A 23,714-nucleotide genomic window follows, 5' to 3' on the forward strand; every position below is an offset into this window, starting at 1 on the left:
GCCGGGCTCGAAGCCCCCGAGCACCCCGACCGGGCGCACCGAGGGCCCTCTCGCGGTGGGCCCCGCGCAGGATGCTGCTTCGGACGGACGCCAGGAAGATGTCGTCTCTCAGGCGCCCGCAGACAAGGCGCCGCCCACACTGCCGGAAGAACACCGAGCCGATGACGGCGAGGCCGTCCCGCCTCTCGGCAACGCGTCAGCAGACAGGCTCCGAGGTGAGGACCGCGGCGCGGTCGCACGGGCTTCCGAACTCAGTGCCCCTCGTCCCGAGAGCCCGAGCACTCGCGGCGGCGAGGTCGCACGAGTACGCGAGGCCGACACCCGCCGAACCGATGGCGCAGTCGCACAGGCCACCCCGGACTCGAAGGAAGACGCCGTCCGAGCCAATCCCCAGGACGCGCTCGCACGAGCCTCCGCGGCGAGCCCTCCGACCTCGGACGCACCTCGCCCCGACACCGCGAACGACACGCTCGGCCAGCCCCGCGATGCGACCCAGAACGAGAAGCTGGCCGACGCGCACGCATCCACGGACCACCCACTTCCGACCGACGCTCCCCGCCTGACGCAGGCCCCCGGTTGGAGCACTCCACCCGCCGAGTCTTCCGACGTGCCACGACTGCGACAGGCGCCCCACGGGGACGTCCCACGCGCGACGCCCACCGACGCGCGGCGCGCGGACCCTCGAGACGCGGTCGCACAAACACCCGAGGGTGCACGCCTGCTGCTCGCGGCCCGGACCCAGCGCGTCTCCGCGTGGCGCAGCGAGGAACACGTTCCCGAGGAGCGCGAGCTCAAGGGCACCCGTGAGCCCACCACACCCCAGGCGCTCGTCGAGGAGCTGGTCGCCGAGGGCATCGGCCGAGGCAAGGTGGACCGGGGACTGGTGCACCCCTACTTCAGCCAGCTGGGCAAGACGCTGCTGGGCCTCTGGGACGCGGACCGCGCCGTGAAGGAGCACGGCCTGCAGGGCTACTTCGACATGGGCATGGAGCGCAGCCGCGCCTACGGCCGCGTGTGGGGCGAGCGCGCCGCCAACTACGGTGCCACCGGCGCCTTCGCCGCGAACAAGCCTCCCGAGGAGGACCGTCGTCGTCCCGCGAGCCAGGTGGGAGACCCCACGCTGCGCATGCGCCAGGAGCTGCGCGAGAAGATGCGCGAGGAGTTCCGAGCCACCCGACGCGCCCTCATCCGCGTCGTGCAAGACCCTCAAGGACGCCTGCTCGACGTCGAGCTCGTCGAGCCCAGCCACCAACCCGAGGTGGACAACGAGGCGATGAAGGACGTCCGCGCCGCCGCCCAGAAGCTCCCCCCTCCTCCCGCCGAGGCCGTGGGCAAGCGCGAGCGCATCGTCAGCCTCTGGGAGTTCGAGCTGATCCTCTCCATCAGCCCGCCCATCCCCATCTTCACCTTCGAGTTCGACGAGGCGCTCGGCTTCATCGACACGCGCCTGCCCCTGGACAAGCGCATCTACAAGCGCGTGCGGCTCGTCGAGCTGCGCTGAGCACCTAGAGACAGTCGACCAACCCGTCATAGAGCGTGGTGCTCGTGCCGGGCAGCGGCGCGTCCATCGGCTCCGGCCCGGAGAGCGCCTTCAACAGCGCCGTCATCGTCGTGCCCGGCACCAACGGGCTCTCACAGGCCCACGTGCGCGCCTCCGAGGTGATGGCCCCCGACGCCGTGTCGATGTGCTCGTAGCTCCCGCCGAACACCCAGAGGCACTGTCCGAGCACGCCCGAGCGCTGCCCCACCGAACAGCGGAACACCACCGTCTCGATGTTGCCGTAGTCCCCCTCGCAGAACGTGTCCCCGCAGATGTCATCGAAGTTCTTCCGGAGATTCGCGCGCAGTTGGAGCCAGGCGCGGAACTCCTCCTCGGTGCTCAGGTACTCCACCGCGTCCACGAACGGCCCGTGCTCCCAGCCCGGCACGAAGCCTCCCGGAATCCCCCGAGCGCCTGCCAACGTCGACAGCCCCAACAGCGACAACAGCCCCCACGAACGAATCCGCATCACGACGACCTCCGAATGGTGCCGCCCCACCCCACCCGGCCGTGACACGTTTTTCAAGTAAAGCAGTGTTCACAATCTATCCAAGATGACGTGGAGTGACGCCTTCCAGAAAGGCAGGCCGGCATGCCGTCACCTCTTCGTCGTGTTTCCGAAGTGCTGGTGTCCACCCTCGTCACCGTGTCGCTGGGGCTGCTCGTGGGATGCGGCGAGGGGTATTCGGAGGATGACCCCTTCGGCGAGGCGCAGCGGGCGCTGCTCGACGGGGTCGGCTCGACGGCGGCGCGCGCGGCGCTCACGAAGCGGTGGGCACCCATCCACTATCAGGACGTGGACGTGACGGGCTCGCACGCGCTCAGCGGCAAGTCGGACTTCCTGACGCGCGTGGACTTCGACGGGGATTGGAGCGGGACGAACAACTGGGACAACACGGGCTCGCGGCTGTTGTCCGCGCACGCGTACCAGTCCGTCGTCGAGACCAGCTCGCACTGGTACCTGCTCTACCTGTTCTTCCACCCGCGCGACTGGTCCGACAACATCTTCGAGGGCGAGCACGAGAACGACGGCGAGGGCGTGCTGCTCATCGTCCAGCGCGACGGCAGCGAGTATGGCGCGCTCGTGGGCGCGGTGACGGTGGCGCACAAGGACTTCTTCTCCTTCGTCCCCACCGGCAGCCCGCTCGCCTCGGGCGCGGAGAGCGTGGACGGCACGCTGTCGCTCGCGTCCTTCGAGGGCGTGCTCCACCCGATAACGGCGCAGGAGGCCAAGGGCCATGGCCTCAAGGCGTGGCCGGCCTACGACATCGTCGGTGACGGCGTGAAGTACTTCCCCTCCCTCACGCTCGCCGAGCAGCCCGCGTCCGCCACCGCCGCGGACGTGCGCTACAAGCTGCTCGACTTGTACGGCGGCGAGGGCCTCTGGCAGCGCCGCGAGCTCTCCACGCTCTTCTCCAGTTGGGGCACCTTCCGCGGCGACACCAGCGGCGGCTGCGGGCTCGTCGCGGGCAACTGCTCGTCCAACTCCGCCAACGCGCCGTGGGGCTGGGATGACGGGAACGACGGCCCGGTGCTGCGCGGTGAAATCGCCACGGACCCGGCGAAGCTCGCCGCGCACTACTTCAGCCCGTCGTCACAGTTCTCCCGGACGTACACCTTCAACCCGTACCAGGGCATCGGCACCGACCCGAACCAGCCCTGAGCCGCGACCCCCGAGGAGCGGAGGACCTCGCCCCGCTCCTCGGTGAGGCGCCGTCAGGACGCGCGGCTCTTGCGGGCCACCGGACGACGCGCGCGGCTGCGCACGGGCGTGGTGGGGGCGTTGCCGTAGACGCGGTCGTAGTCCTTCATGCTGCGGCGGATGACCTCGAGCGCCTCGGGGCGGTCATACACCTCCGCGATTTCGACGCTGCGCTTCCCCTCGCCGGGAATCTGCTTGTAGGTGAGGAAGTAGTGCTTGAGGCGGTCGAGCAGCGGGCGCGGCAGCTGCGCGATGTGCTGCAGCTCGCCGTAGACCAGGTCGGACTCCAGCACCGCGATGATCTTGTCATCCGCCTCGTCGCCGTCGACCATCCGGAAGCCGCCCACCGGCACCGCGCGGACCAGCAGGTTGCCGTTGCTGACCACCTTCTCCGTCAGCACGCAGATATCAATCGGGTCGCCGTCGCCCTTGATGTCGCGCATGCCCGTGCGCTCGGCGCAGCGCTTCGCCACCAGCTCGTCGCAGAACGTCTGCGGGATGAAGCCGTACAGCGTGGGGCACTGGCTGCTGAAGCGCTGCGGGCGGTCCAACATCAGGATGCCCGACTCCTTGTCCAGCTCGTACTTCACCGCGTCCGTGGGGACGATTTCGATGTACGCGGTGACGACCTCCGGAGCGTCGTTGCCAGGGGTGATTCCGTGCCAGGGATGAGATGCGAACGACTTCTGAGGTGCGGGCTTCTTCATGTAGGTACGTCTCCCGAGCGTCGACACGCCTCGGAGTAGAGTTGCGCGACCGCGTCCTCCAACTGGCGCGTGAGCGCCTCGCGGTCCTGAATCGTCAGGCCTTGCGTGGTGATGGGCGCTCCCACCGCCAATGCCACGCGTTGTCCCCACCGCACCGCCCGTCCTCCCTTGGGAAGGATGAGCCGAGTCCCTGACACGGCCATGGGCACCACCGGCACGCCCGCCTGGATGGCGAGCGTCGCGGCCCCCTTCTTGAACGGCCGCAGCCGGCCGTCCTCACTTCGCGTGCCCTCCGCGTAGAAGAGCACGCTCACCCGCTCGCGCAGCGCCGTCACGGCCTCCTCCAGCCGGGCCCTGTCTTGACTGCTGCCGCTGCGCACCACGGGGATGTTGCCCGCCAGCCGCAGCGCCGAGCCGAACACCGGAATCTTGAACAGCTCCGCCTTGGCCACGAAGCGCGTGTGCTTCTCGAGGTAGGCCAACCCCAGCGGCGCGTCGTAGTGCGACTGGTGGTTGCACACGAAGACGACGTGGCCGTCCGTGGGAATGTGCTCCAGCCCCACCGCCTCGTGACGCACGCCCGCCGACGCCAGCACGCCCTGCGCCCAGAGCTTCAGGAGCTTGTCCGCCTCCCGGTGCGCGCCGGCCACCGACAGCGCCGATATCGTCGCCGACACCGCGCCCGTCAGCCCCACCGCTGAAACACCCGCGAACGCTGTCCGGACGATGTCTCGAATCACACGAACTCGTGGGCGGGGAACAAGAGCACCTCCGAGATGCGCTGGACCCCGAGCAGCAGCATCAGGATTCTGTCGAGCCCCACGGCGATGCCCGCCGAGGGTGGCATTCGACCTACCGCGTCGAGGAACCGCTCGTCCAGAGCATACACGGAACGTCCCAGTCTGCGCCGCAGGTCCTGTTCCTCGAGCAGGCGGGCGCGTTGCTCCGCGGGGTCCGTCAGCTCGCTGAACCCGTTCGCCAGCTCCAGCCCCTTCGCGTACAGCTCCACCCGCTCCGCCACCGCCGGGTCCCCGGGCTTGAGCCGTGACAGCGCCGCCATCGACGCCGGGTACTCGATGAGGAACGTCGGCCGGTCGAACCCCAGCCCCGTCTCCACCCGCTCCAGGAACAGGTGGAAGAACACGTCGTCGAAGCTCTCCGCGGAGCCCGTCCGCACGCCGATGGCCTCGGCCGCCCGCTTGAGCGAGGGCCCGTCCGAGTGCACGCGGATGTCCACCCCGGTGGCGCGCAGCACGGCGTCGCGCACGGTGAGCCGCTCGTAGGGGGTGCGCGTGAAGAAGCCCGGGTCCGCGCCAGGCTCGCCCTCCGTCGCCGAGCGCCCGGCTTCCGCCAGCGCGCCCTCCAGGTCCGCCATGATGGCGTGGTAGTCCGCCTGGGGCCGGTAGAACTCCAGCATGGTGAATTCCGGGTTGTGCGTGGTGGAGACCTCGCCGTTTCGGAACACCTTGCAGAGCTGGAACAGGGGGCCGGCCCCGTCGGCGAGCAGGCGCTTCATCGCGTACTCGGGGCTGGTGTGGAGGTAGAGCGGGCGCTCGACGCCCACGTTCGTCTCCGGGAGGAAGCGGGCCTCGAAGGCGTTGATGTGCGGCTCCATCCCGGGGGTGGGGATGAGCAGCGGCGTCTCGACTTCCAGGTAGCCTTCGGCCGCGAAGAAACGTCGCAGGGCGGAGTAGAGGGCCTGGCGTCCGCGAGCGGCCCGCCATTGAGAAAGGTTGGGCATGGGCGAGCCGGAAGTAACATGAGGCCCCACATGCTCCCAAGGATTCCCCTCCTCCTCGCAGTCGCCTGCTGCCTGAGCGCCTGCCACAAGGCGCCTCCCGCCGACAACCGGCCGCCTCCGACGGAGGAGCAGTTGCTGACAGCGGACATCCGGGCCCTGACCTCGCGCGCGGAGACGCTGCTCGAGGCCCAGCACCGCCTGGTGTGGGTGTTCTGGACCGAGGGCCGCCACGTGGACGTCTCCGGTACGTACGCGGGCCAGGAGGACCTCTTCACCCTCGACAACATCCGGAAGCTGGACCGGCTGCGCCAGCTCACCCAGGACCCGCGCGAGGTGCGCGCCCTCACCGCGATGCACTCGCACTTCGCGGGGGAGTACCTGTCGCACGCGCTCGCCGAGCACAACGACGCGTCCGCCAACCTGGAGGCGTCGCTCACCTTCAACCTGGACGGCAAGGAGCTGCGCTATCGGGACCTGGAGCGGCTGCTCGCCAACGAGCGCAGCGGCACCCGGCGCCGGGCGCTCTACGCGGCGGCCACGCCCGCGCTGGAGCGGCTCAACCAGACCCTGCGGCGCAAGGAGGAGGAGGCCGAGAAGCGGGTGAAGGAGCTGGGCTTCCCCTCGTACGAGGCCTTCGGCAGCGAGCTGCGGCAAGCGGACCTGGGCAAGCTGAGCGTGCTGGCGGAGGAGATTCTCCAGGCCACGCAGGCGCCGTACCGCGTCGTCATGGAGCGGCTGGCGCAGCGCGAGCTGAACCTGGCCTTCAAGGACATCACCCGCGCGGACATCCCCCGGCTGTTCCGCTCGCGCGAGGTGGAGGACGCGTTCCCCAAGGGCGTGTCGCTGAAGAAGGCGCACGAGACGCTGGCGGGGATGAAGCTGGACCTGTCCACGCAGAAGAACGTGGAGATCGACGAGCGCGACTTGCCGAAGAAGAACTCGCGGCCCCTGGCGCTGGCGGTGCGCGTGCCGGAGGACGTGCGGCTGTCGTTCAAGCCGGGCTCGGGCGTGCTGCATCAAGCGCGGGTGCTGCACGAGTTCGGGCATGCGCTGCACGCGGCCTTCACCGCGGAGACGCGCTTCGAGCTGGCGCGGCTGGGCAACCCCACGGTGGGCGAGGCGTACTCGTCGCTCTTCGAGGACCTGCTGGAGGACCCGGTGTGGCTGGAGGAGCACGCGGGCCTGAGCGGAGAGGAGCGCGCGAAGTACCTGGCGACGTCGAGCGCGCACAAGCTGTACCTCATCCGTCACGCGGCGGGCCGGCTGCTGTACCAGTTGGAGCTGCACCGGCGCGCGGACGTGGACCCGAAGGAGCTCTATCGGGAGGTCATGTCGCGCACCGACGACATCCCGATGACGGCCGAGGACACGGCGCGCTACCTGGTGGACCAGGAGGACTTCTTCCAGTCGGCGGACAGCTTCCGCGCGTGGTTCCTCGCGGGACAGATTCAGGCCCAGCTCAAGGCGCGCTTCGGTCCCTCGTGGTGGCACTCGCCCGAGGCCGGTGAGTTCCTGAAGACGCTGTGGGCGAAGGGCAACGCGCTGTCCGCGCGCGAGGTGGCCCAGGCCATCGGCGAGCCGGGCATCGAGCCGGACGTGCTGCTGCTTCGCCTGGGCACGACGCTGCAGGTGCCCATCCGGCTGGACATGAAGTCGGACGACGCGGTCAGCGCGCCCGGGCCGGAGGGCGTGCCTCCCGCGGCGACGTCCCAGCCCGAGGGCTCGACGACCGCGCCCCCGGCGGGCCCGGGCCAGTAGCACCCCATCAACGACACGGGCCCCCGCCCTCGCAGCGGAGGACGGAGGCCCGGGTGTCATGAAGCGAAGCAGCGCGGGGACTACAGGAGCTTCATCAGCTCCGCGCGCTTGGCGTTGTACTCGTCATCCGAGAGCACGCCCGCGTCCTTCAGCTCCTTGATCTCCTTCAGGCGCTGCGCGGGGCTGCGCGTGTCGGCCGGGGCCGCCTGCTGCGCGGGCTCCGGGGGACGCTGCTGCTGTTGCTGCTGGTTGTTGTTCATGAACTGCTGGGCCATGCCGAAGCCCATGCCCATGCCCATGCCGCCCAGCGCGTTGCCGCTGCTCTCGCCGCCTTTGGCCATGCCCTCGGCCGCGCCGAGCATCGCCTGCCCCTGCGCGTACTGCTGGAAGCCGCCGGCGAGGCGCGAGTACGCCACGTCCTTGCCCAGCTTCTTCAGCGTCCCCTCGTCCTCCTCCTTGATGCTGACGTGGAAGTTGCCCATCCGCACCACGGTGAGCCCGTAGTCGTCCACGTGCGGCTTGAGGCCGGCGATGACCTCCGTCTCGATCTCCTCCGTGTACGCACCGCTCGTCACGTCGAGCAGCGGCCAGCGCTTCTTGACCAGCAGCTCGGCGATGCGATCTCTCGTCACCTTGAGCACCTGGTTCTTGAACCAGCCCAACAACGCCTCGTTGTTGGAGCGGCCCATGCCCACCAGGCCCACCACGAGCTTCTCCGGGTCCGTCACGCGGATGGAGAAGTCGCCGTACACCATGGTGCCGATGCCCAGGCCCGTCTCCGGGTCGCGCACATCGCCGATGGGCCCGCCGAACTTGATGCCCGGGAACTCACGGACGGAGACGAAAAAGACCTCCGCGACGAACAGGTTGCCGCCGGTGAACTTCTCCAGCAGGCGCGACAGGAAGGGGATGTTGTTCGAGTCGAGCTGGTGGCGGCCCGCCCCCAGCTTCCCCTCCACCTTGCCGTCCTTGACGAAGAGGGCGACCTCGTCGGCGTCCACGGTCAGCTGGGTCAGCATCCGGATGTTGTTCTCCGGATACTTGTAGATGATCTCCCCCTTCGCCGTGTCCGCGCGAGCGATGAAGTTGCGCTTCGCCTCACCCTTGATGGTGTCGAAGATACCCATTGCTAGTCAGCGCCTCCGTGGCCGCCGTGGCGGCCGGCAAATCCGCGCCACCACCCGACCCTCTTTAAGAACATGGCCCCCGCGACGAAAGCGCGCCCGCTTTCCGCCCGGATGCCCTCCCTGCAACATGCCAGTTTCACTGGCCATTGCCTAGCCGCTCGCCCACCGGGCGGCCCCTGTCGGGTGCCCGGTCAACGGCGCTGTGCCGGCCCTTATTTCAGCCCCAGCGGCTGACCAGGCGCTCCCGGTCCAGCAGGCGGATGCTCGCCCACAGCAGCACCAGGTCGAGCACCAGCACCACCGCGCCCTGGAGCGCGTAGTACATGAACCCCGCCTTCAGGACGCCGGCCACCTGACCGCCCACCATTCCGACGAGCGGCAGGACGACGAGCGCGGAAATCTGCTGCGCCATGCGGGCTTCGCTCACCCGGGCGGAGATGAGCACCGCCACGCCGTTGCCGAAGAAGGCGAACAGGGGGGCAATCACCAGCACACCGAAGGTCCACAGCGCGTTGGGCATCAGCGGCCCCTGGACCAGTGGCCACGCGACGATGTCCACGCCCACGCTGAACACCAGAAAGGCCGCCCACGTAATCACCACCGCGGGCACCAGCGACGCCAGGCTCTTGCCCGCCACCAGCTCCGCGGCCGTCACCGGCGAGGCGAGCAGCGGCTCCAGCGTCCTGCGCTCCTTCTCCCCCGCCACGCTCTGCGAGGCGATGAGGATGGGCACGAAGATGGGCATCACCAGGAACAGGCCGAACCAGTCGGTGAGCGTCTTGTCGATGAGGAAGCGCGCGGCCGACGCGCCCAAGGGCAGCGAGGAGTCATAGAACTGCGCCACGCTGCGCAGGTCCGCCTGGTTGGGCGTGTTGACGTACGTCCACACCACGATGATGGGCACCGTCACCATCACGGTGGGCAGCACCGCCATGGACACCAGCAGGCCCACGTTCTTGCGCAGGTCCAGGAAGTCCTTCCAGAACACGGCCAGGGCCCGGCGCGGACGGAATGCCACGGCTACGCTCCCCCTTCGCGAAGCAGGTCCAGGTACACCTCTTCCAGGGGCCGCTGCGCCGGCACCGCGCTGTGCACCCGCGCGCCCGCTCCCACCAGGCACGCCAGCACGTCCGGCGCCTGCGAGTCATCCTCCAGCATGACCCGCAGCCGCATGCCTTCGGTCAGCACGTTGGGCGCGAAGGGCAGCGACGCGAGCACGTTGCGGTAGCGCTCCGCCTCGCCCTCCACGCGCACCTCCAGCGCCTGCCCCGCGCGCCGCAGCTCACGCACCGGCCCCATGAGCAGCAGCCGCCGCTTCACCACCGCGACGCGCTCGCACAGCCGCTCCACCTCCGCGAGGTTGTGCGAGCACAGGACAATCGTGCGCCCCTCCGCGGCCAGCTCCGCCACCGCGTCGCGCACCGTGCGCGCGGACTCGGGGTCCAGGCCGCTCGTCGGCTCGTCGAGGAAGATGACCTTCGGGTCGTGCACCAACGTGCGGACGATGGCCAGCTTCTGGCGCATGCCCTTGGAGAAGCCGCCCACCGGCTCCAGCTCGCGGTCCGCCAGACCGAAGCGCGCGAGATAGTGCCGCGTGCGAGGCCACGCCTTCGCCTCGTCCAGCTCGTGCAGCTTCATGAAGAAGCGCAGGTTCTCCCGCGCGGTGAGCCGGTCATAGAGGCCGGGCTGCTCGGTGAGCAGTCCCACCACCTTGCGCAGCGCCTCGCCGTCGCGGTCCACCCGGTGGCCCCACACGGACACCTGACCCTCGCTGGGAGTCAGCAGGCCGGTGAGCATGCGCACCGTCGTCGTCTTCCCGGCGCCGTTGGGGCCGAGCAGGCCGAACACCTCGCCCGGCCGCACGTGGAAGGTGAGCCCCTCCACGGCGACACGTTCGCCGAAGCGCTTGCCCAGCCCCTGGACGTCGATGCCGCTCAATCGATGGTCACCAGGACGAACTTGTTGTTGATGTCCCGGTCCACGGGCGTGACGACCTTGTCCGGGCCCACCGCGTTGCGCAGCGTGGAGAGCATCTTCTGCTCGGCGAGCACCCACTCGCGTCCGGGCCGCGCCACCAGCGAGCGCAGCTTCGCGTTGTAGTCGCCGCTGCGGTACTGCTCCACGGTGTTGCTGGAGTAGAGCGTCTCGCCGCGCCAGTTCATCAGGTACGCGACGATGGGCTCACCCTCCTGCCGCTGCGCGTAGTAGCGCCAGAACAGGTCGCGCTGCGTCCAGTGGTGGGACAGGTCCACCCAGTGGTTCCAGTTGAACCAGAGCGCGAAGCCGGCCGCCAGCATCCAGAAGGTGCCGAACAACATCGTCCGCGCGCGCATCAGCGTGGCCACCACCGCCATGGCGCCCGCCACCGCGAAGACGAAGCCCAGCGCGCCCTTGATGTTGACGGGCTCCGACAGCGAGCGCAGCAGCGAGTCATCACCGGCCGGCGCCCTGAACCCGCGCACCGCCATCAGCACGCCCACGATGGCCACCACGCCCGCCATCAACTGCAGCGACGAGCGGCCCTCCGGCTCCGCCTTGAGCGACTGCCACCCGAGGAACGCGGCCGCCGCCGCCACCGCGACGCCGATGAGGCCCGTGGCGGACACCTTCGCGCCGGAGGCCACCGCCGTCAGCGTGGCCGCGCCCGCCAGGAGCAAGAGCAACGCGACGGCGCGCGAGCCCGGCGTCACCTTCTCCCGCGTCTTGGGCGAGAAGGCCTCGAAGGAGAGGTAGACGCCGAAGGCCAGCAGCACCAGCGTCACCAGGTCTCCGGTCCACAGCGCGCGGGAGAAGAACGCGATGGGCCGGGTGACGAGGTCCTGGGGATAGGGGCGCTCGTAGTTGTAGACGAACAGGTCCGTGAAGTTCTTCGGGTTCTCCGCCAGGTCCTTGCCCACGAGCACGAAGAGGACCAGGCCGAAGATGAGGCTCACCGCGTGCGTGGGGATTCCGTCCTCCCACAGCCGGTCGATGAACAGCGCGATGAGCACCGCGAGGCCCGGCAGCACGGGGAAGACGTAGTGGTGGAACTTGGTCGCGCTGGAGGCCAGGAGCCAGAAGGCGAAGGCCACCCAGATGACGGTGATGAGCGCCAGGTGGTCCGACTTCTTCTCCGAGCGCAGCTTCAGCTTCGCCACGACGGAGAACGCGCCGGGCAAGAGCGCCACCCAGGGGAAGATGCCGAAGCCGCCCTGCTCGATGAAGTAGATGAACGTGCCGCCCGGCGTGGTGGTGTGCACGCCCGCGGTGAGGCGGTTCAGGTGGTCGTGCACGAAGAAGCGGTACCAGAAGAGCTTGCCCTCGTCGTCCACGCTCTTGAAGAGCGACATCACGACGTACCAGGGCGCGGCCACCGCGAAGAACACCAGGATGCCCGTGCCCAGCTTCATCTTGAACATCTGGCCCCAGAGCACCGGCATCGGCTGGCGCCCCTCGCGCACGTCCTTGCGGAAGCCGCCGTCCGTCAGCCAGCGCAGGTGCGCATCCAGGCTCGCGCCGTCCCACGGGATGACCGCCAGCGCCGCGTAGAGCACCAGGATGACAGCCGGCAGGCCCACGCCGAGCAGGCCCTTGGCCAGGGTGGACAGGCCCGCGAAGACATAGAAGCCGTACCACCACGCCGCGCGGTGCTTCGTCGAGTCATCCAACTGGCCGATGAGCGCGCACGCCATGGCGCACACGAACGTGGTGACGAAGGGCGTGTCCGTCACCGTCTGCCGGGTGAGCAGGAAGTACAGCGGCATGGTGGCCAGCACGAAGCCGGTGGCCAGACCCGCGCGGCGGCTCACCACGCGCGAGACGGCCAGCGACAGCAGCGTCACCGCGGTGATGCTCAGGAGCACGAAGGGCATGCGCATGCCCCACTCCGTGTACAGGCCCAGCGCGCCGCCGGCTCGCACGGTGCCCACCACCTGCATGCCCAAGGCCTGCATCCACATGGTGAGCGGCGGCTTGGAGAAGAACCACGCGTTCTCCCAGAAGGGGAACACGTAGTCGCGCCGGACGATCATCATCCGCGCCACTTCGCCGTAGTGCGTCTCCCAGCAGTCCCACAGGCCCACCGCGCCCAGGTACGGCAGGAAGAGCAGGGCCGCGAAGAAGGCCGTGGAGGTCACCACGCGCCAGGTGGTCGGCAGCGCCAGCCAACGCCGCATCCAGGGCGCCGAGAGAAGCTCCTTGCCGAGGATGGACTCGGCGAAGGTCTGCGCTTGCTGCTGTTCCTGCTGTTCGCCGTCGCTCGCCACGGGTGATGGGCTCCTTGAGTCGTTTCGGGCGGTTGCCTGCGCACCACGGGCAGGACGCGGCCTTATAACTCCGCCACCCCCGCCGGTCGACCTCCGCCAGAGGCACACCGTGAGGGAGCTTGCGCGCCATTGTGCAGGAGCCTGCACGGAAGAGGGAGGCCCACATGCCGCGAGCCCGGGGAGCGGCCGGGGGCACGGGCCTTGTAACGGCCGCCTCCGTCCGGTTCGCGGAGGCTCCATGCTCGTGTCAGCGGTGACGTTGGGTTGTGCCTTGTTGCTCGCTCAGTGGGAGGGAGCGCCCCCCGCCGGGCCTGGTCCCAGCCAGGACAGGGATGCACCCGTGCGGCCCACGCCTCCCCTCCTCACGCCCACCATCCCGCCCCCCGCCGCGACCCCGCCCCCGGAGACGCCCTTCCAGCCCCAGCCGGCGGACGGGCAGCCTCTCCAGAAGCCACCTCCTCCCGGGGAGCAACCCGCGCCCCCACCCTCCGAGGAGCCGCCTGCCTCGCTCGACGACGCGGCCCCTTCCACCGGGCCGCTGTTCGAACACACCCCGGACGAAGGTGTGCCCCTCGTCGCGTCCGCCATCCAGCCTCCGGCCCACCCGCTGCCCGTGCAGGACCCGGAGCGGCCCGTGGTGTGCCTCACGTTGCCGCCCACGCCCGCGGTTCCCTCGGGGTACTGGCGGGCCCAATGTGACTCCCGCGAGCGACGCTGCCTCATCGCCCCGCAGCACGAGCTGGACATGGACGGGCGGGAGACGGACCGAATGCTGGAGCGCGCTCGCGGTTGCATCCTCGAGCGCGACACGTCCATCCCCGCGGATGCGCTGCGCCAGTACCGGCTGGAGCCCTCCATCGCGGACGCGCCACCCGGCTGGTACCGCGATGAGCGTGGCCGGGTGATGCAGTTCAACTTCGACCTGCACCGCCGCATCTGGTTGGGAGGCGCCTGGAGCCCGCTGTGGCGCGAAGGTGTCCCGCGCGAGGACCGCGTGCGCCTGGACTTCGGCATCGCGTTGGAGATTTCCGAAGAGCGCCACCTGCACCGGCTGCGCGTGCTGGAGACGGAGGTGGTGTTGGGGCAGCGGACGCTCGACTCGACGCTGCTGCGCTACGACTTCAGCGTCGAGCGGAATGACCCGCTGTTCCGCATCACCACGTTCTTCGGCGAGCCGCGCCGGTATGACATCAGCCTCGACATGGGCCTGTGGTTGGAGGCGCTGCGCGTGGAGGAGGTGGAGCGCGGCGAGCTGCAAGGCGGCTTCCTCACCTGGGGCAGCGTGCACGCCACGTTGGACTTGTGGCACTCGCGCGACATGGTGTCGTACGTGCGCGTGCGCGCAGGCCCGTCCGCCGAGCGCGACTACGAGAACGACGTCAACTCGCTCGTCCCCGGCGCCGTGTTGGAGGCGGACCTCACGCTGGACCGGGATGGCTTCCATCACCTGCGCGTCGGCGTGGAGGCGGAGAAGGTCCTCTTGTCGCGCGCCATCCTCGGACGCCCGCTGAGGCCGGAGCGACTCAAGGTCTCCGCGGGCTACGAGCGCATCCTCATCGCCATCAATGACCAGCCGCTGTCGTTGGTGGTGGATGCCCGCGGGATGTGGCGCAACGACATCCCCTACCTGCCCCAGCGTTGGGAGTGGTCCGCCTCCGCGGGGCTCCGCTTCTCGCTCTGGGCTCCCGCGCGCCGCTCGGCGCCCACGGCCCAGCAGGCTCGGGACTGAAAGCCCGTGCTCGCGCTCGGACTCACCCTGCTTCTGGCGGCCATGGCCTCCACTCCGGGCGTGGACACGCCCCACGTCGACCCGTGTGCGCCACACGACGCGAACGGTGCCCCCTTCCCCGTCTGCTTCGACCCGGGCGAAGGGCTGGTGGTGGGCTCGGGCGTCGTGATGAACGACGGCGTCCAGGCGCTGTCCCTGCGCGCGAGCGTGCGTCTGCGCAGCGGCCGCACCAGCCGGAGCAAGGGCACCCCGTGGTTCAACAACCATCGACTGGTCGACGTGGCGCTGTGGGACGGCGCGCGTCGGGGACTGTCCTTCACCGCCTATGACGGACTGCTGCGCCGCCACCTGGAGGAGGGCTTCATCCTGATTCCCACCGCGCGCCCGTTGCGCATCCCGTTCCCGTTCGACGTGACGGTGGCGCTGCGCGCGGCCCACCTGGAGCGGCGCGTCTGGGAGGGGCCGGGGTGGACGTTGGAGACCGGACGCGTGGGGCTGCTGGTGGACCCGATTCGCTCGGAGACCGAGCGCGTCTGGTTCGGCGTGGGCCCCGCCGCGACCCACACGCTGCGCCACTCGCGCGACGGAACCTCACAGGAGCTGTCCCCCTTCACCTCGCTGATGTTCGACGGAGGGTTGGAGAGCGAGGACGGGCTGTGGGCCTTGCGCGCCTCGGGGCTCGCGGGGTGGACCCATGGCGTGGATGGAGGCACCCACTTCCGCATGCGCGCGGACGCCTCGCTGGAGCGGGTGTTCCTCGCCGTGGCGGACCAACCCGTGGCGCTGCGGCTGTCCGGTGGCGCCGTCCGGGGCGATGCGGGCCTCTTCCGACGGGACGCGTGGACGGTGGGCGCGACCCTGGTGGTGCGGGCCTTCAGCGAGAGGTAACCAGGCTCGCGGTGTCTCGAGCGGGGCTGTCAGCCCGCGAGGCACGTGGCGTCACCAGGGAGTCCGCCCCTCGTGGCGGCGCGGAGGGAGGCCCGTCATGGAGAGAAAGCTCGTCTCGATTCAGCGCATCGACCACCTGGAGGACATCCCCGGAGCCGACAACATCCTGAAGGCGCGGGTGATGGGCTGGGACGTGGTGGTGAGGAGGGGCGAGTTCGCTCCTGGCGATGCGTGCGTCTTCTTCGAAATCGACAGCCAGCTTCCAGAGGGCAAGGACTGGGCGGAGTTCCTCCGGCCCCGGAGCTTCCGCGTGAAGACGGCGAGACTGCGGGGCGTGTTGTCCCAGGGGCTCGCGCTGCCGACCTCCATCCTGGGTGGCGAAGTACCGCCCCTCGGCACCGACGTGAGGGACGTGCTGGGCGTCGTGAAGTTCGAGCCCACCCCGTCCGAAGGGAACGACGTGGCCGGCCCCTTCCCGGGCCAGGTGCCGAAGACGGATGAGATTCGGCTGCAGTCGGCGCTGGGCGTGCTCGACGAACTGCGCGGCCTCGACTTCTACGTGACGACGAAGCTGGACGGCACCTCGTCCACGTTCCTGCGGACGCTGGAAGGGGAGCTGGTGGCGTGCTCGCGCAACTGGGCGTTGAAGCCCGGCAAGCACCCGGCGTGGCGCGTGGCGGAGAAGTACGCGCTGGCCACCGTCCTGCCGCCCGGCTTCGCCATCCAGGGAGAGCTGTGCGGACCGGGCATCCAGAAGAACCGCCTGGGGCTCGACGCAGTGGACCTGTTCGTCTTCAGCGTCCACGACACACGCACAGGACAGTTCCTGGGCCATGCGGAGCACCTCGCGTTCTGTGAACGGCACGGGCTGCGCTCGGTGCCGGTGGAGCATGTCGTCATGGGCGATGAGGCACGCGCGTTCGACCACGGCCTGGAGCACTACCTGCGACTGGCCCAGGGCCTCTACCCCGGGACGAAGAACCGCAAGGAAGGCATCGTCGTCCGGCCGCTCGTCGAGCGCTCCTCGCCCACGCTGGGCGGCAGGCTGTCGTTCAAGGTCATCAACAACGACTTCCTGCTCAAGGACGAGGAGTGAGCCGGCGCCCCCCTTCCAGGATGTCGCCCCGAGGTGGCGATTCCTGGGAGGGATGGGGCGCGGAGGTCTCCAGCACCGCGCGCAACGCGGCCTCGGCGGCCCGCAGACGTGAATCCTGCGGGTCCACCCGCCTCGCCCGCTCCAGTCGCTCCAGCGCTCGAGGCAGCGCGCCTCGCGACAGCTCGCAGCGCACGCCCGCCTCGAGCGCCCCCGTGTCGGAAGGACCGTAGGCCTCCGCCTCGTCGGCCGCGTGACAGCCCTCGTCCACGCGCCCGGCATCGAGCAGCGCCCGCGCGAGCTCCACCCTCGCGCCCACGTGCGAGGGCGACAGGCGCACCGCCTCCGTGAGCGGGAGGATGGCCTGCCTCGACGCGCCCAACCGACGCAGCACCGCGCCCAGCTCCCGCTGAGGCCCCGCGGAGCCCGGAGACAGGAGCGCCCGTCCCCGCGCCTCACGCAGCACGGAGGGCTCGTCGAAGCGCAGCTCCGCCACCATCCGGCTCACGATGTCCTGGTACGCGGGCCACTGCGCGGGCCAGATGAAGACCAGGCGGTAGACCCACTCGCCGCGCGGCACGAAGAAGGCGATGAGCCGCCGTCCGCCCGCGGGCCCATCCAGCTCCGCGCGGAGCCGCAACGCGAGCCTGCCGCCCACCTGCGTGCTCTGAGGTCCCTGGACGGAGAGCGTCCTTCCCTCGGGGCCAGGGACGCCGAGCGGCAGCGTCTCCTCCTGGAAGTGCCGCGCCTGCGCGAGACCGTCTCCGGGCTCACCCGCCTCGATGGCCTCCGCGGAGAACGTGGCGCGCCCCAGCCCCGGCAACCCGTTGGAGAACGTGCGCCGCCCCTGCCCATCCACCTCGCCGCTCCATCCTTCGGGCATCACCACCGCGACGCCGAAGCCGTCATCCCGCTCCACCCGCCAACCCGAGCGCTCCACCACCACCGCGGTCGCCACCGCGATGGCCACGAGGACGCCGACCACCGGCCGCAGCACACCCGGCCGCGTCATGCCCTCCAGCTCGCGCGGCTCCAGGAACGCTCCCGCGAGCAGGCCCGTCACCAGCCCCCCCAGGTGCCCGGCGTTGTCCACGCCCACGGATGTCCAGCCCATCCAGAGAAACACGAGCACCGTGGGAATCGCGCTCTCCCCGGAGAGCCAACGCACGCGGAAGGCGGCGTGTGATCGGTGACGGCGGCCGAGCACGAGCAGCGCGCCCATGCATCCATAGACGAGCCCCGACGCGCCCACGCTCACCGCGCCAGACCAGGCAAGCGAGCTCGCCATGGTGGTGAGGCCCGCGGCGACGAGCAGCGCGACATAGTCGCGACGTCGGCAGACCTTCTCCAGCGCCACGCCCGCGGCCACCAGCACGACGGTGTTGAGCGCCAGGTGCAGCAGGTCCCGGTGCAGCAGGTTGGCCGTCGCGAGCCGCCACACCTGCCCCGCCTCCAGCACCAGCGGCCCCGCCTTGGCGCCCCACCGCACCAGCGCGTCCACGTCGACGGGACCCCGCATCACCAGGGCTCCATGGACTCCCAGGAGGACCCCCGCCAGGGCCAGCGTGACCCAGGGAAACGACCGAGCGCCCCCCTGCCCGGCCGCTTGACCGATGGACAACAGGCCCGGCTGCCCCACCTGCTGGGGAGAAAGTCCTGTCATTTGAGGGGGATGCATGACTTGTGGTTTGAAAGGGCGTTCTGCTATGACTGTACGCGGATCGGACCCGTGCTGAAGCTCATCATCGAAGACGACGAGGGGCGCAAGACCGTTGTTCCCTTCGTGCGCGACGAGATCACCATCGGCCGTCAGGAGGGAAACACCATCCGCCTGACGGAACGTAACGTGTCTCGTCGTCACGCACGACTGGTGCGGTTGAACGGCCATGTCGTGGTGGAGGACCTGGGTAGCTATAACGGTACCCGGATCAACGGCGAGCGTATCGCGGGTCAGTCGCCCCTGAATGAGGGCGACCTGATCCAGATCGGCGACTACGACCTGGCACTCCAGGCCGAAGGCGCCGCGAACGCCGTAGGACCCATCACGACCAAGGTGCCCGCGCGCCGGCAGGAAACAGAGCCCGACGAGCCCGAGGGCTCCGAGGACGAGTCGCCCGGCGACGGGGAGGAGAATGACCACACTCCTCCGTCCCTGGACGGCGCGGACAAGCGTCGAAACTCCACCTCCATCATCCGGTTGGATCATGTGGAGGCGGACCGGCCGCGAAAGCTGGAGGACATCGACACCAAGGACGCGCCGCGTCTGGTGGTGTTGACTCCGGACGAGCTGCGCGGTCAGGAGTTCGCGTGCATCCGGACGGAGCTGCGCATCGGCCGGACGGACGACAACGACATCACGTTGGATCATCGCTCGCTGTCGCGCACGCACGCCAAGCTGGTGCGCGAGAACACGGGCGAGTGGCGTGTCATCGACATGCAGTCCGCCAACGGGATGACGGTCAACGGCGAGAGCTACGCCCAGGCGACGCTGAACAGCGGCGACGTGGTGGAGCTGGGCCACGTGAAGCTGCGCTTCCTGGCCGCCGGTGATGCCGCCGACGAGGCCGAGGAGCAGGGCGCCAGTGAAGGTGGCATGTCGAAGCTGCCGCTGGTCGCCGGGCTCGTCGCGCTGCTGCTGGGTGGTGGCGGCGTCATCTTCTGGATGAACAAGCAGGGTCAGCTTGGCGGGACGCCTCCGCCCGTGGACCCCGTGGCCGTGGCGCAGACACCCAAGCCCGTGGAGCCGCCCCCGGAGCCTCCGGTGAAGCCGCCCGAGGACGTCAAGCCTCCGGAGACGGTGGTGCAGCCGGGGACGCCGGAGAAGCCTCCGGAGCCCCCTGCGGCGCAGGCGCAGCCGACCTACGAGGACTTGCTGAAGTCGGCGAACGCCGCGTTCGGGACCAAGGACCTGAACCAGGCCGCGGACGCCCTCGCGCTGTTCTCCAAGACCGACAAGTCCCGGCCGGAGGTCAAGGAGCTGCAGGCCAAGCTCGCCTCCGAGCAAAGTGTGCAGAAGCAGCTCGCCGACGTGGAGAAGTCGCTGGCTGCGGGCAAGCTTGATGACGCGAAGAAGTTGCTGGATGCCAGCGCGAGCACCCAGTTCTTCGACACACGTCACGCTGAACTGAAGGCGGAGTTCGACCGAGAGAAGAAGCGGCAGGAGGCCGCAGCAACGGTCGTTCCGACGGGTGCGAAGACCACACCTGAGGAGCCAGCAGGCCGCCCCACTCCTGCTAGCAAACGCAGGCAGGACGAGGTGAACCAGGCGTTGGCGACAGCGCAAGAGCTACTCGCCACCAAGAAGTACGATGAGGCGCTGACTGCCCTGAGCCCTTGTCTAGAGCCTGGCCCTAGCGTTCCTGGATGCAACCTGAGCCTTGGTATTGCCTACATCGGCATCAAAAAGTACGAGCCTGCCATCACCAAGTTGAAGGCTTGCGTTGGCGCAGAGCCACAGAACGCTGAGTGCCACCTGTACCTCGGATCTGCTTACGCACGCATCCAGCAGAACGACAACGGAATCAGGCACTACCAAGAGTTCCTCAAGCTCGCCCCTTCCCATCCCCAGGCCAAGAACGTGAAGAGGTTGATTTCAGACTACGACGCGAAGGTTCAGCAGTAGTCGTCTAGCAAGAGATGCAGTGGCGTGCCGTCGGGCTCCTTCCCCCTCCCCCAAGGCCCGTTCGGCCATATTGCAGTTCACCTGCAGCGAGGAGACGCTGTGCAGATTCGCATCCTGGTGGTTGATGACGAGCAGGACAACTGCGACTACCTCAAGCTGGTGCTGACCCGCGAAGGCTACGAGGTCGTCACCACGACGGACCCCACGCAGACAGTGGAGATCCTCCGTGGCTCCGACTTCCACCTCGTCATCCTCGACATGATGATGCCGCAGATGTCGGGGACCGAGGTGCTGGAGCTCATCCGCAAGTACGACACCGACGTCGCCGTCATCGTCGCCACCGCGTACCCCACGGTGGACACGGCCGTCGCGTCGCTCAAGGCCCAGGCTTCCGACTACGTCAAGAAGCCCATGGAGCCCGAGCAGTTCATCTCCGCCGTCCGCAACGCCCTGCAGAAGAAGGGCCTGTCCCAGGACCCGGAGGCGGATCTCCACCGCGCCATCGGTCGCACCATCCGCGACGCCCGCAAGACGCAGGAACTCACCCTCAAGCAGCTCGCGCGGCGCACGGGCCTGTCCGTGTCCCTGCTGTCGCAAATCGAGCGCGCCGAGTCCTCGGCGTCCATCTCGTCGCTCTACAAAATCGCCTCGGCGCTCCAACTGCGCATGGGCGAGCTGTTCGGCGACACCTGAAGCACCCCCATCGCTTCGCCGGCCGCTCCAGTCACTAGCGGCCGGTGAAGCGGGGCGGTCTCTTCTCCAGGAACGCCGCCCGCCCCTCCTTCGCATCCTCGCTGGCGAACGCCCTCGCGCGCAGCTCCCGCAGCCGCGCCCGCTCCGAGTCCCCGAGCGACGAGCGCCCCAGCAACCCGAAGGACTCCTTCATCCCCGACACGGCCCCAGGCGCATGCCCCGCCAGCGTCGCGCACAGCGCGTCCGCACGCGCCTCCGCGTCCTCCTCGCACGCGTCCAACAGCCCCCAGTCCAGCGCCTCGCGCGCGTCCAGCTTCCTCGCGGTGAGGAACAGCTGCTTGGCCCGCGACAACCCCACCAGCCGCGTGGCCCGCGCCAGTCCCTCCGGCGAGTAGACGATGCCCAGCTTCGCCGGGGGCATGAGGAAGACCGTCTCCGGCGCGCCCACGCGGAAGTCACACGAGGCCGCCAAATCGAACCCCGCCCCCACCGCCGCCCCACGCACGAGCGCCACGCTGGGCGCCGGGTGCCGCTCCAGCTTGAGCAGGCAGTCCACCAGGATGTCGTCCGGGAGCCGCCCGTCCTCACCCGGGGGCCCCAGGTGCGTCAGGTCATAGCCCGCGCAGAACGTCCCGCCCGCCCCACGCACCAGCAACGCACGCACGTGCGGCTCGGGCTCCAGCGCCGCGTCCAGCACCGCCAGCATCGCGTCGTTGAGCGCATTGCGGCGCGCCAGGTTCGAGAGCGTCAGCACCCGCACGCCGTCCTCCCGGTCCTCCACCTCCACGCCGGGCGACTTCTCCATCGTCATGGGCTTCGACTCCACTCACGGATTTCGCGCGCGAACCTCCCACGCTTCCGCCCCGGGAGGCTCCAGCAAATGCGTCCCCGGCAGAGCCTCCGTGCCGTCCCATCACCTCTCGCCCCGCCCTGCTCCCTTGCCCGCCCGACGAGCGAGACACCGTGCAACAGGTCCCTACAATCCAGTAAATTTGCGGCTGTAGGAGGGCATGGCGTACCTTGTCACACCGTGAAGCCCTCCTCTTCCTCAGGCACTGGTGTTGGTGTGGTCGACCTCCATGGCGCGCGTCGCGCTCGGCGGATGGACCTCTACCGTGGCCGTCACGCGGACCGCGTCCGCGGAGTCCGAGGCACGCTCGAAGCACTCACCCAGAGCGGCACCCTCTTCACCCAGGACGGCACGCGCCGCGGCCTGTCGCTGCTCAAGGCCCTGCAGCTGTTGCAGCGGGCCGGCGCGCGACTGGAGGAGCTGTCGGGGAGCGGTGTGATTCCGGCGCCCCGCAAGCAGGAGCGCATCGACGCGCTGTACGAGGAGCTGGACACGCTCTTCGCTCGCGCGGACAAGCTGGCCGGACGGGACGAGGCCAGCGTGGCCCAGCTTCCCGCCCGCTAGTCGCGAAGGCCTACGGCAGCTCCGTCTGGCCCTGCCGACGCAGGAACGTGGGGATGTCGAACTGGTCCTCGTCCAGAGGCAGCGCCGACTCCTTCACCACGGACGTGCGGTTGCTGATGCTCTTGCTGGACTCCACGGGCGCGAGCGGACGCGGCGCGCTGCCCTTCGCGGGGACCAGGCTGGCCACCTCCTCGCGCGCGCCAATCAGCACCGACTGCTGCGGCGCACGGGACAGCGGGACCTGGACCACCGGCGCCACGTTGCGGACCTTGGGCGCATCGCGGTGGACGAAGCCCGTCGCGATGATGGTGATCTTCACCTCGTCCTGGATGTTCTCGTCGATGAGCGAGCCGAAGATGATCTCCGCCTCGCTGTCGGCCGCGTCGTGCACCAGGGTCAACGCCTCGTTGACCTCCTGGAGCGTCATGTCCCGGCCGCCCGTGATGTTGATGAGCAGGCCCGTGGCGCCGTCGATGGAGACGTCCTCGAGCAGCGGACTGGAGATGGCCTGCTGCATGGCCGTCAGCGCGCGCTTGTCACCGGACGAGTTGCCCGTGCCCATGAGCGCCAGACCCTTGTCGCTCATGATGGTCTTCACGTCGGCGAAGTCGACGTTGATGTAGCCGTGGTACTGGATGAGGTCGCTGATGCCCTGCACGGCGTTCAGCAGCACCTCGTCCGCGCGCTTGAAGGTCTCCAGGAGCGGCATCGGCTCGTTGGAGAGCGACAGCAGCCGCTGGTTCGGAATGGTGATGAGCGTGTCCACCGCGGCCTTGAGCTCGACGATGCCCTGCTCGGCCTGCTTGCGGCGCTTGTTGCCCTCGAAGAGGAAGGGCTTGGTGACGACGCCCACCGTGAGGCAACCCAGGCTCTTGGCGATGTCCGCGATGATGGGCGCGGCGCCCGTGCCGGTGCCGCCACCCATGCCCGCCGTCACGAAGACCATGTCGGCGCCCTCGAGCACCGCGGCAATCTGGTCCCTCGACTCCAACGCGGCCTCGCGGCCCATCTCCGGGTTGGCGCCGGCGCCCAGGCCCTTGGTCAGCGTCTGGCCCAGCTGCAGCCGCGTGGGCGCCTTGCTGGCGGCGAGCGCCTGGATATCGGTGTTGGCGGCGATGAAGTCCACGCGGTCCAGCTTGGACATGATCATCGTGTTGACCGCGTTGCAGCCTGCCCCACCTGCCCCGACGACCCGAATCTTGGCGGCCTGCTTGTTCTGATCGAACTGGTCCATACGCGGTCCTTTCGGCAGGCGTCGCGCGATGCAGCGCGCGGGCCTCCAACCTCCACAATCATCAGCAAGTCCCGATCTTTGGCAAGTATTCCGCTACGCACATGTAGCGGGATGAGCCGGCGCCGAGTCCTGACGCGCACTTACGCAGCGGCATCCGAAGCAAGCAGCGCGGCGTGGAGGGTCCACTTCGCCCCTTGACTCGCGAAAGGCGGCGCGCCCTGG

20 protein-coding genes are annotated in these 23,714 nt (G+C 69.3%); 9 read left to right on the forward strand and 11 right to left on the reverse strand.

The window, feature by feature from the left end:
* Positions 1–607 precede the first annotated feature (607 nt).
* The gene (locus tag LXT21_RS04095) at positions 608–1,501 is read left to right on the forward strand and encodes an energy transducer TonB family protein (protein ID WP_254036764.1); all 894 of its coding nucleotides are present in this window, start codon (positions 608–610) and stop codon (positions 1,499–1,501) included.
* Positions 1,502–1,505: 4 nt separating this feature from the next.
* On the opposite strand, the gene LXT21_RS04100 is transcribed toward LXT21_RS04095, so the two are convergent.
* Entirely contained in the window at positions 1,506–2,009 is a 504-nt protein-coding gene (locus tag LXT21_RS04100; protein WP_254036765.1) for a hypothetical protein, read from the reverse strand.
* A gap of 123 nt (positions 2,010–2,132) precedes the next feature.
* Between LXT21_RS04100 and LXT21_RS04105 the strand changes: the two genes are divergently transcribed.
* Positions 2,133–3,203: a hypothetical protein gene (locus LXT21_RS04105; protein ID WP_254036766.1), complete on the forward strand. Its 1,071-nt coding sequence runs from the start codon at positions 2,133–2,135 to the stop codon at positions 3,201–3,203.
* A gap of 53 nt (positions 3,204–3,256) precedes the next feature.
* Here LXT21_RS04105 and LXT21_RS04110 read toward each other — a convergent pair whose 3' ends face one another.
* The 3 genes from LXT21_RS04110 to epmA are packed head-to-tail and all read right to left on the reverse strand — an operon-like array spanning position 3,257 to position 5,690.
* Entirely contained in the window at positions 3,257–3,949 is a 693-nt protein-coding gene (locus LXT21_RS04110; protein WP_223745206.1) for an inorganic pyrophosphatase, read from the reverse strand.
* Positions 3,946–4,689: a lysophospholipid acyltransferase family protein gene (locus LXT21_RS04115; protein WP_254036767.1), complete on the reverse strand. Its 744-nt coding sequence runs from the start codon at positions 4,687–4,689 to the stop codon at positions 3,946–3,948. Before LXT21_RS04115 ends, LXT21_RS04110 begins: the two co-directional genes overlap by 4 nt.
* The gene (gene epmA, locus LXT21_RS04120) at positions 4,686–5,690 is read right to left on the reverse strand and encodes an EF-P lysine aminoacylase EpmA (protein ID WP_254036768.1); all 1,005 of its coding nucleotides are present in this window, start codon (positions 5,688–5,690) and stop codon (positions 4,686–4,688) included. Before epmA ends, LXT21_RS04115 begins: the two co-directional genes overlap by 4 nt.
* 30 nt (positions 5,691–5,720) lie before the next feature.
* Here epmA and LXT21_RS04125 point away from each other — a divergent pair, with 30 nt between their 5' ends.
* On the forward strand, positions 5,721–7,448 hold the full coding sequence (locus LXT21_RS04125) for a gluzincin family metallopeptidase (RefSeq protein WP_254036769.1): 1,728 nt from the start codon (positions 5,721–5,723) through the stop codon (positions 7,446–7,448).
* Between the two features lie 80 nt (positions 7,449–7,528).
* Here the strand turns inward: LXT21_RS04125 and LXT21_RS04130 are convergent, their stop codons facing one another.
* From LXT21_RS04130 to LXT21_RS04145, 4 genes are all read right to left on the reverse strand, one after another.
* On the reverse strand, positions 7,529–8,575 hold the full coding sequence (locus LXT21_RS04130) for an SPFH domain-containing protein (protein ID WP_254036770.1): 1,047 nt from the start codon (positions 8,573–8,575) through the stop codon (positions 7,529–7,531).
* A gap of 217 nt (positions 8,576–8,792) precedes the next feature.
* Positions 8,793–9,593 carry an ABC transporter permease subunit gene (locus tag LXT21_RS04135; protein WP_254036771.1) on the reverse strand — a complete coding sequence of 267 codons (801 nt, stop codon included), beginning with the start codon at positions 9,591–9,593 and terminating at the stop codon, positions 8,793–8,795.
* A 2-nt stretch (positions 9,594–9,595) separates the two neighbouring features.
* Positions 9,596–10,513: an ABC transporter ATP-binding protein gene (locus LXT21_RS04140; protein ID WP_254036772.1), complete on the reverse strand. Its 918-nt coding sequence runs from the start codon at positions 10,511–10,513 to the stop codon at positions 9,596–9,598.
* Complete coding sequence (locus LXT21_RS04145) at positions 10,510–12,819, reverse strand: ArnT family glycosyltransferase (RefSeq protein ID WP_254036773.1); 2,310 nt, start codon at positions 12,817–12,819, stop codon at positions 10,510–10,512. Before LXT21_RS04145 ends, LXT21_RS04140 begins: the two co-directional genes overlap by 4 nt.
* Positions 12,820–13,159: 340 nt before the next feature.
* On the opposite strand from LXT21_RS04145, the gene LXT21_RS04150 reads away from it, so the two are divergent.
* The 3 genes from LXT21_RS04150 to LXT21_RS04160 all read left to right on the forward strand — a co-directional run bounded on the left by LXT21_RS04150 (position 13,160) and on the right by LXT21_RS04160 (position 16,532).
* Positions 13,160–14,548 (forward strand): hypothetical protein, encoded by a 1,389-nt coding sequence (locus LXT21_RS04150; protein ID WP_254036774.1) that lies wholly within the window; start codon positions 13,160–13,162, stop codon positions 14,546–14,548.
* A gap of 6 nt (positions 14,549–14,554) precedes the next feature.
* Positions 14,555–15,436, forward strand: a complete 882-nt coding sequence (locus LXT21_RS04155) for a hypothetical protein (protein ID WP_254036775.1) — start codon at positions 14,555–14,557, stop codon at positions 15,434–15,436.
* 97 nt (positions 15,437–15,533) lie between these two features.
* Entirely contained in the window at positions 15,534–16,532 is a 999-nt protein-coding gene (locus LXT21_RS04160) for an RNA ligase family protein (protein ID WP_254036776.1), read from the forward strand.
* On the opposite strand, the gene LXT21_RS04165 is transcribed toward LXT21_RS04160, so the two are convergent.
* Positions 16,516–18,048 (reverse strand): rhomboid family intramembrane serine protease, encoded by a 1,533-nt coding sequence (locus tag LXT21_RS04165; RefSeq protein ID WP_254036777.1) that lies wholly within the window; start codon positions 18,046–18,048, stop codon positions 16,516–16,518. The genes LXT21_RS04160 and LXT21_RS04165 overlap by 17 nt on opposite strands.
* A 210-nt stretch (positions 18,049–18,258) precedes the next feature.
* Here LXT21_RS04165 and LXT21_RS04170 point away from each other — a divergent pair, with 210 nt between their 5' ends.
* Together LXT21_RS04170 and LXT21_RS04175 are read left to right on the forward strand one after the other, a co-directional pair.
* Positions 18,259–20,151, forward strand: coding sequence for an FHA domain-containing protein (locus LXT21_RS04170; protein WP_254036778.1), 1,893 nt, complete (start codon positions 18,259–18,261; stop codon positions 20,149–20,151).
* Between the two features lie 99 nt (positions 20,152–20,250).
* Positions 20,251–20,844, forward strand: coding sequence for a response regulator (locus LXT21_RS04175; protein ID WP_254036779.1), 594 nt, complete (start codon positions 20,251–20,253; stop codon positions 20,842–20,844).
* A 34-nt stretch (positions 20,845–20,878) separates the two neighbouring features.
* Here LXT21_RS04175 and LXT21_RS04180 read toward each other — a convergent pair whose 3' ends face one another.
* Positions 20,879–21,655 carry an enoyl-CoA hydratase/isomerase family protein gene (locus LXT21_RS04180; RefSeq protein WP_254036780.1) on the reverse strand — a complete coding sequence of 259 codons (777 nt, stop codon included), beginning with the start codon at positions 21,653–21,655 and terminating at the stop codon, positions 20,879–20,881.
* Positions 21,656–21,946: 291 nt separating this feature from the next.
* On the opposite strand from LXT21_RS04180, the gene LXT21_RS04185 reads away from it, so the two are divergent.
* Complete coding sequence (locus tag LXT21_RS04185; RefSeq protein WP_254036781.1) at positions 21,947–22,258, forward strand: hypothetical protein; 312 nt, start codon at positions 21,947–21,949, stop codon at positions 22,256–22,258.
* A gap of 10 nt (positions 22,259–22,268) precedes the next feature.
* On the opposite strand, the gene ftsZ is transcribed toward LXT21_RS04185, so the two are convergent.
* Positions 22,269–23,492: a cell division protein FtsZ gene (gene ftsZ / locus LXT21_RS04190; RefSeq protein WP_254036782.1), complete on the reverse strand. Its 1,224-nt coding sequence runs from the start codon at positions 23,490–23,492 to the stop codon at positions 22,269–22,271.
* Positions 23,493–23,714: the final 222 nt, after the last annotated feature.

Source organism: Myxococcus guangdongensis (assembly GCF_024198255.1).
GTDB lineage: Bacteria > Myxococcota > Myxococcia > Myxococcales > Myxococcaceae > Myxococcus > Myxococcus guangdongensis.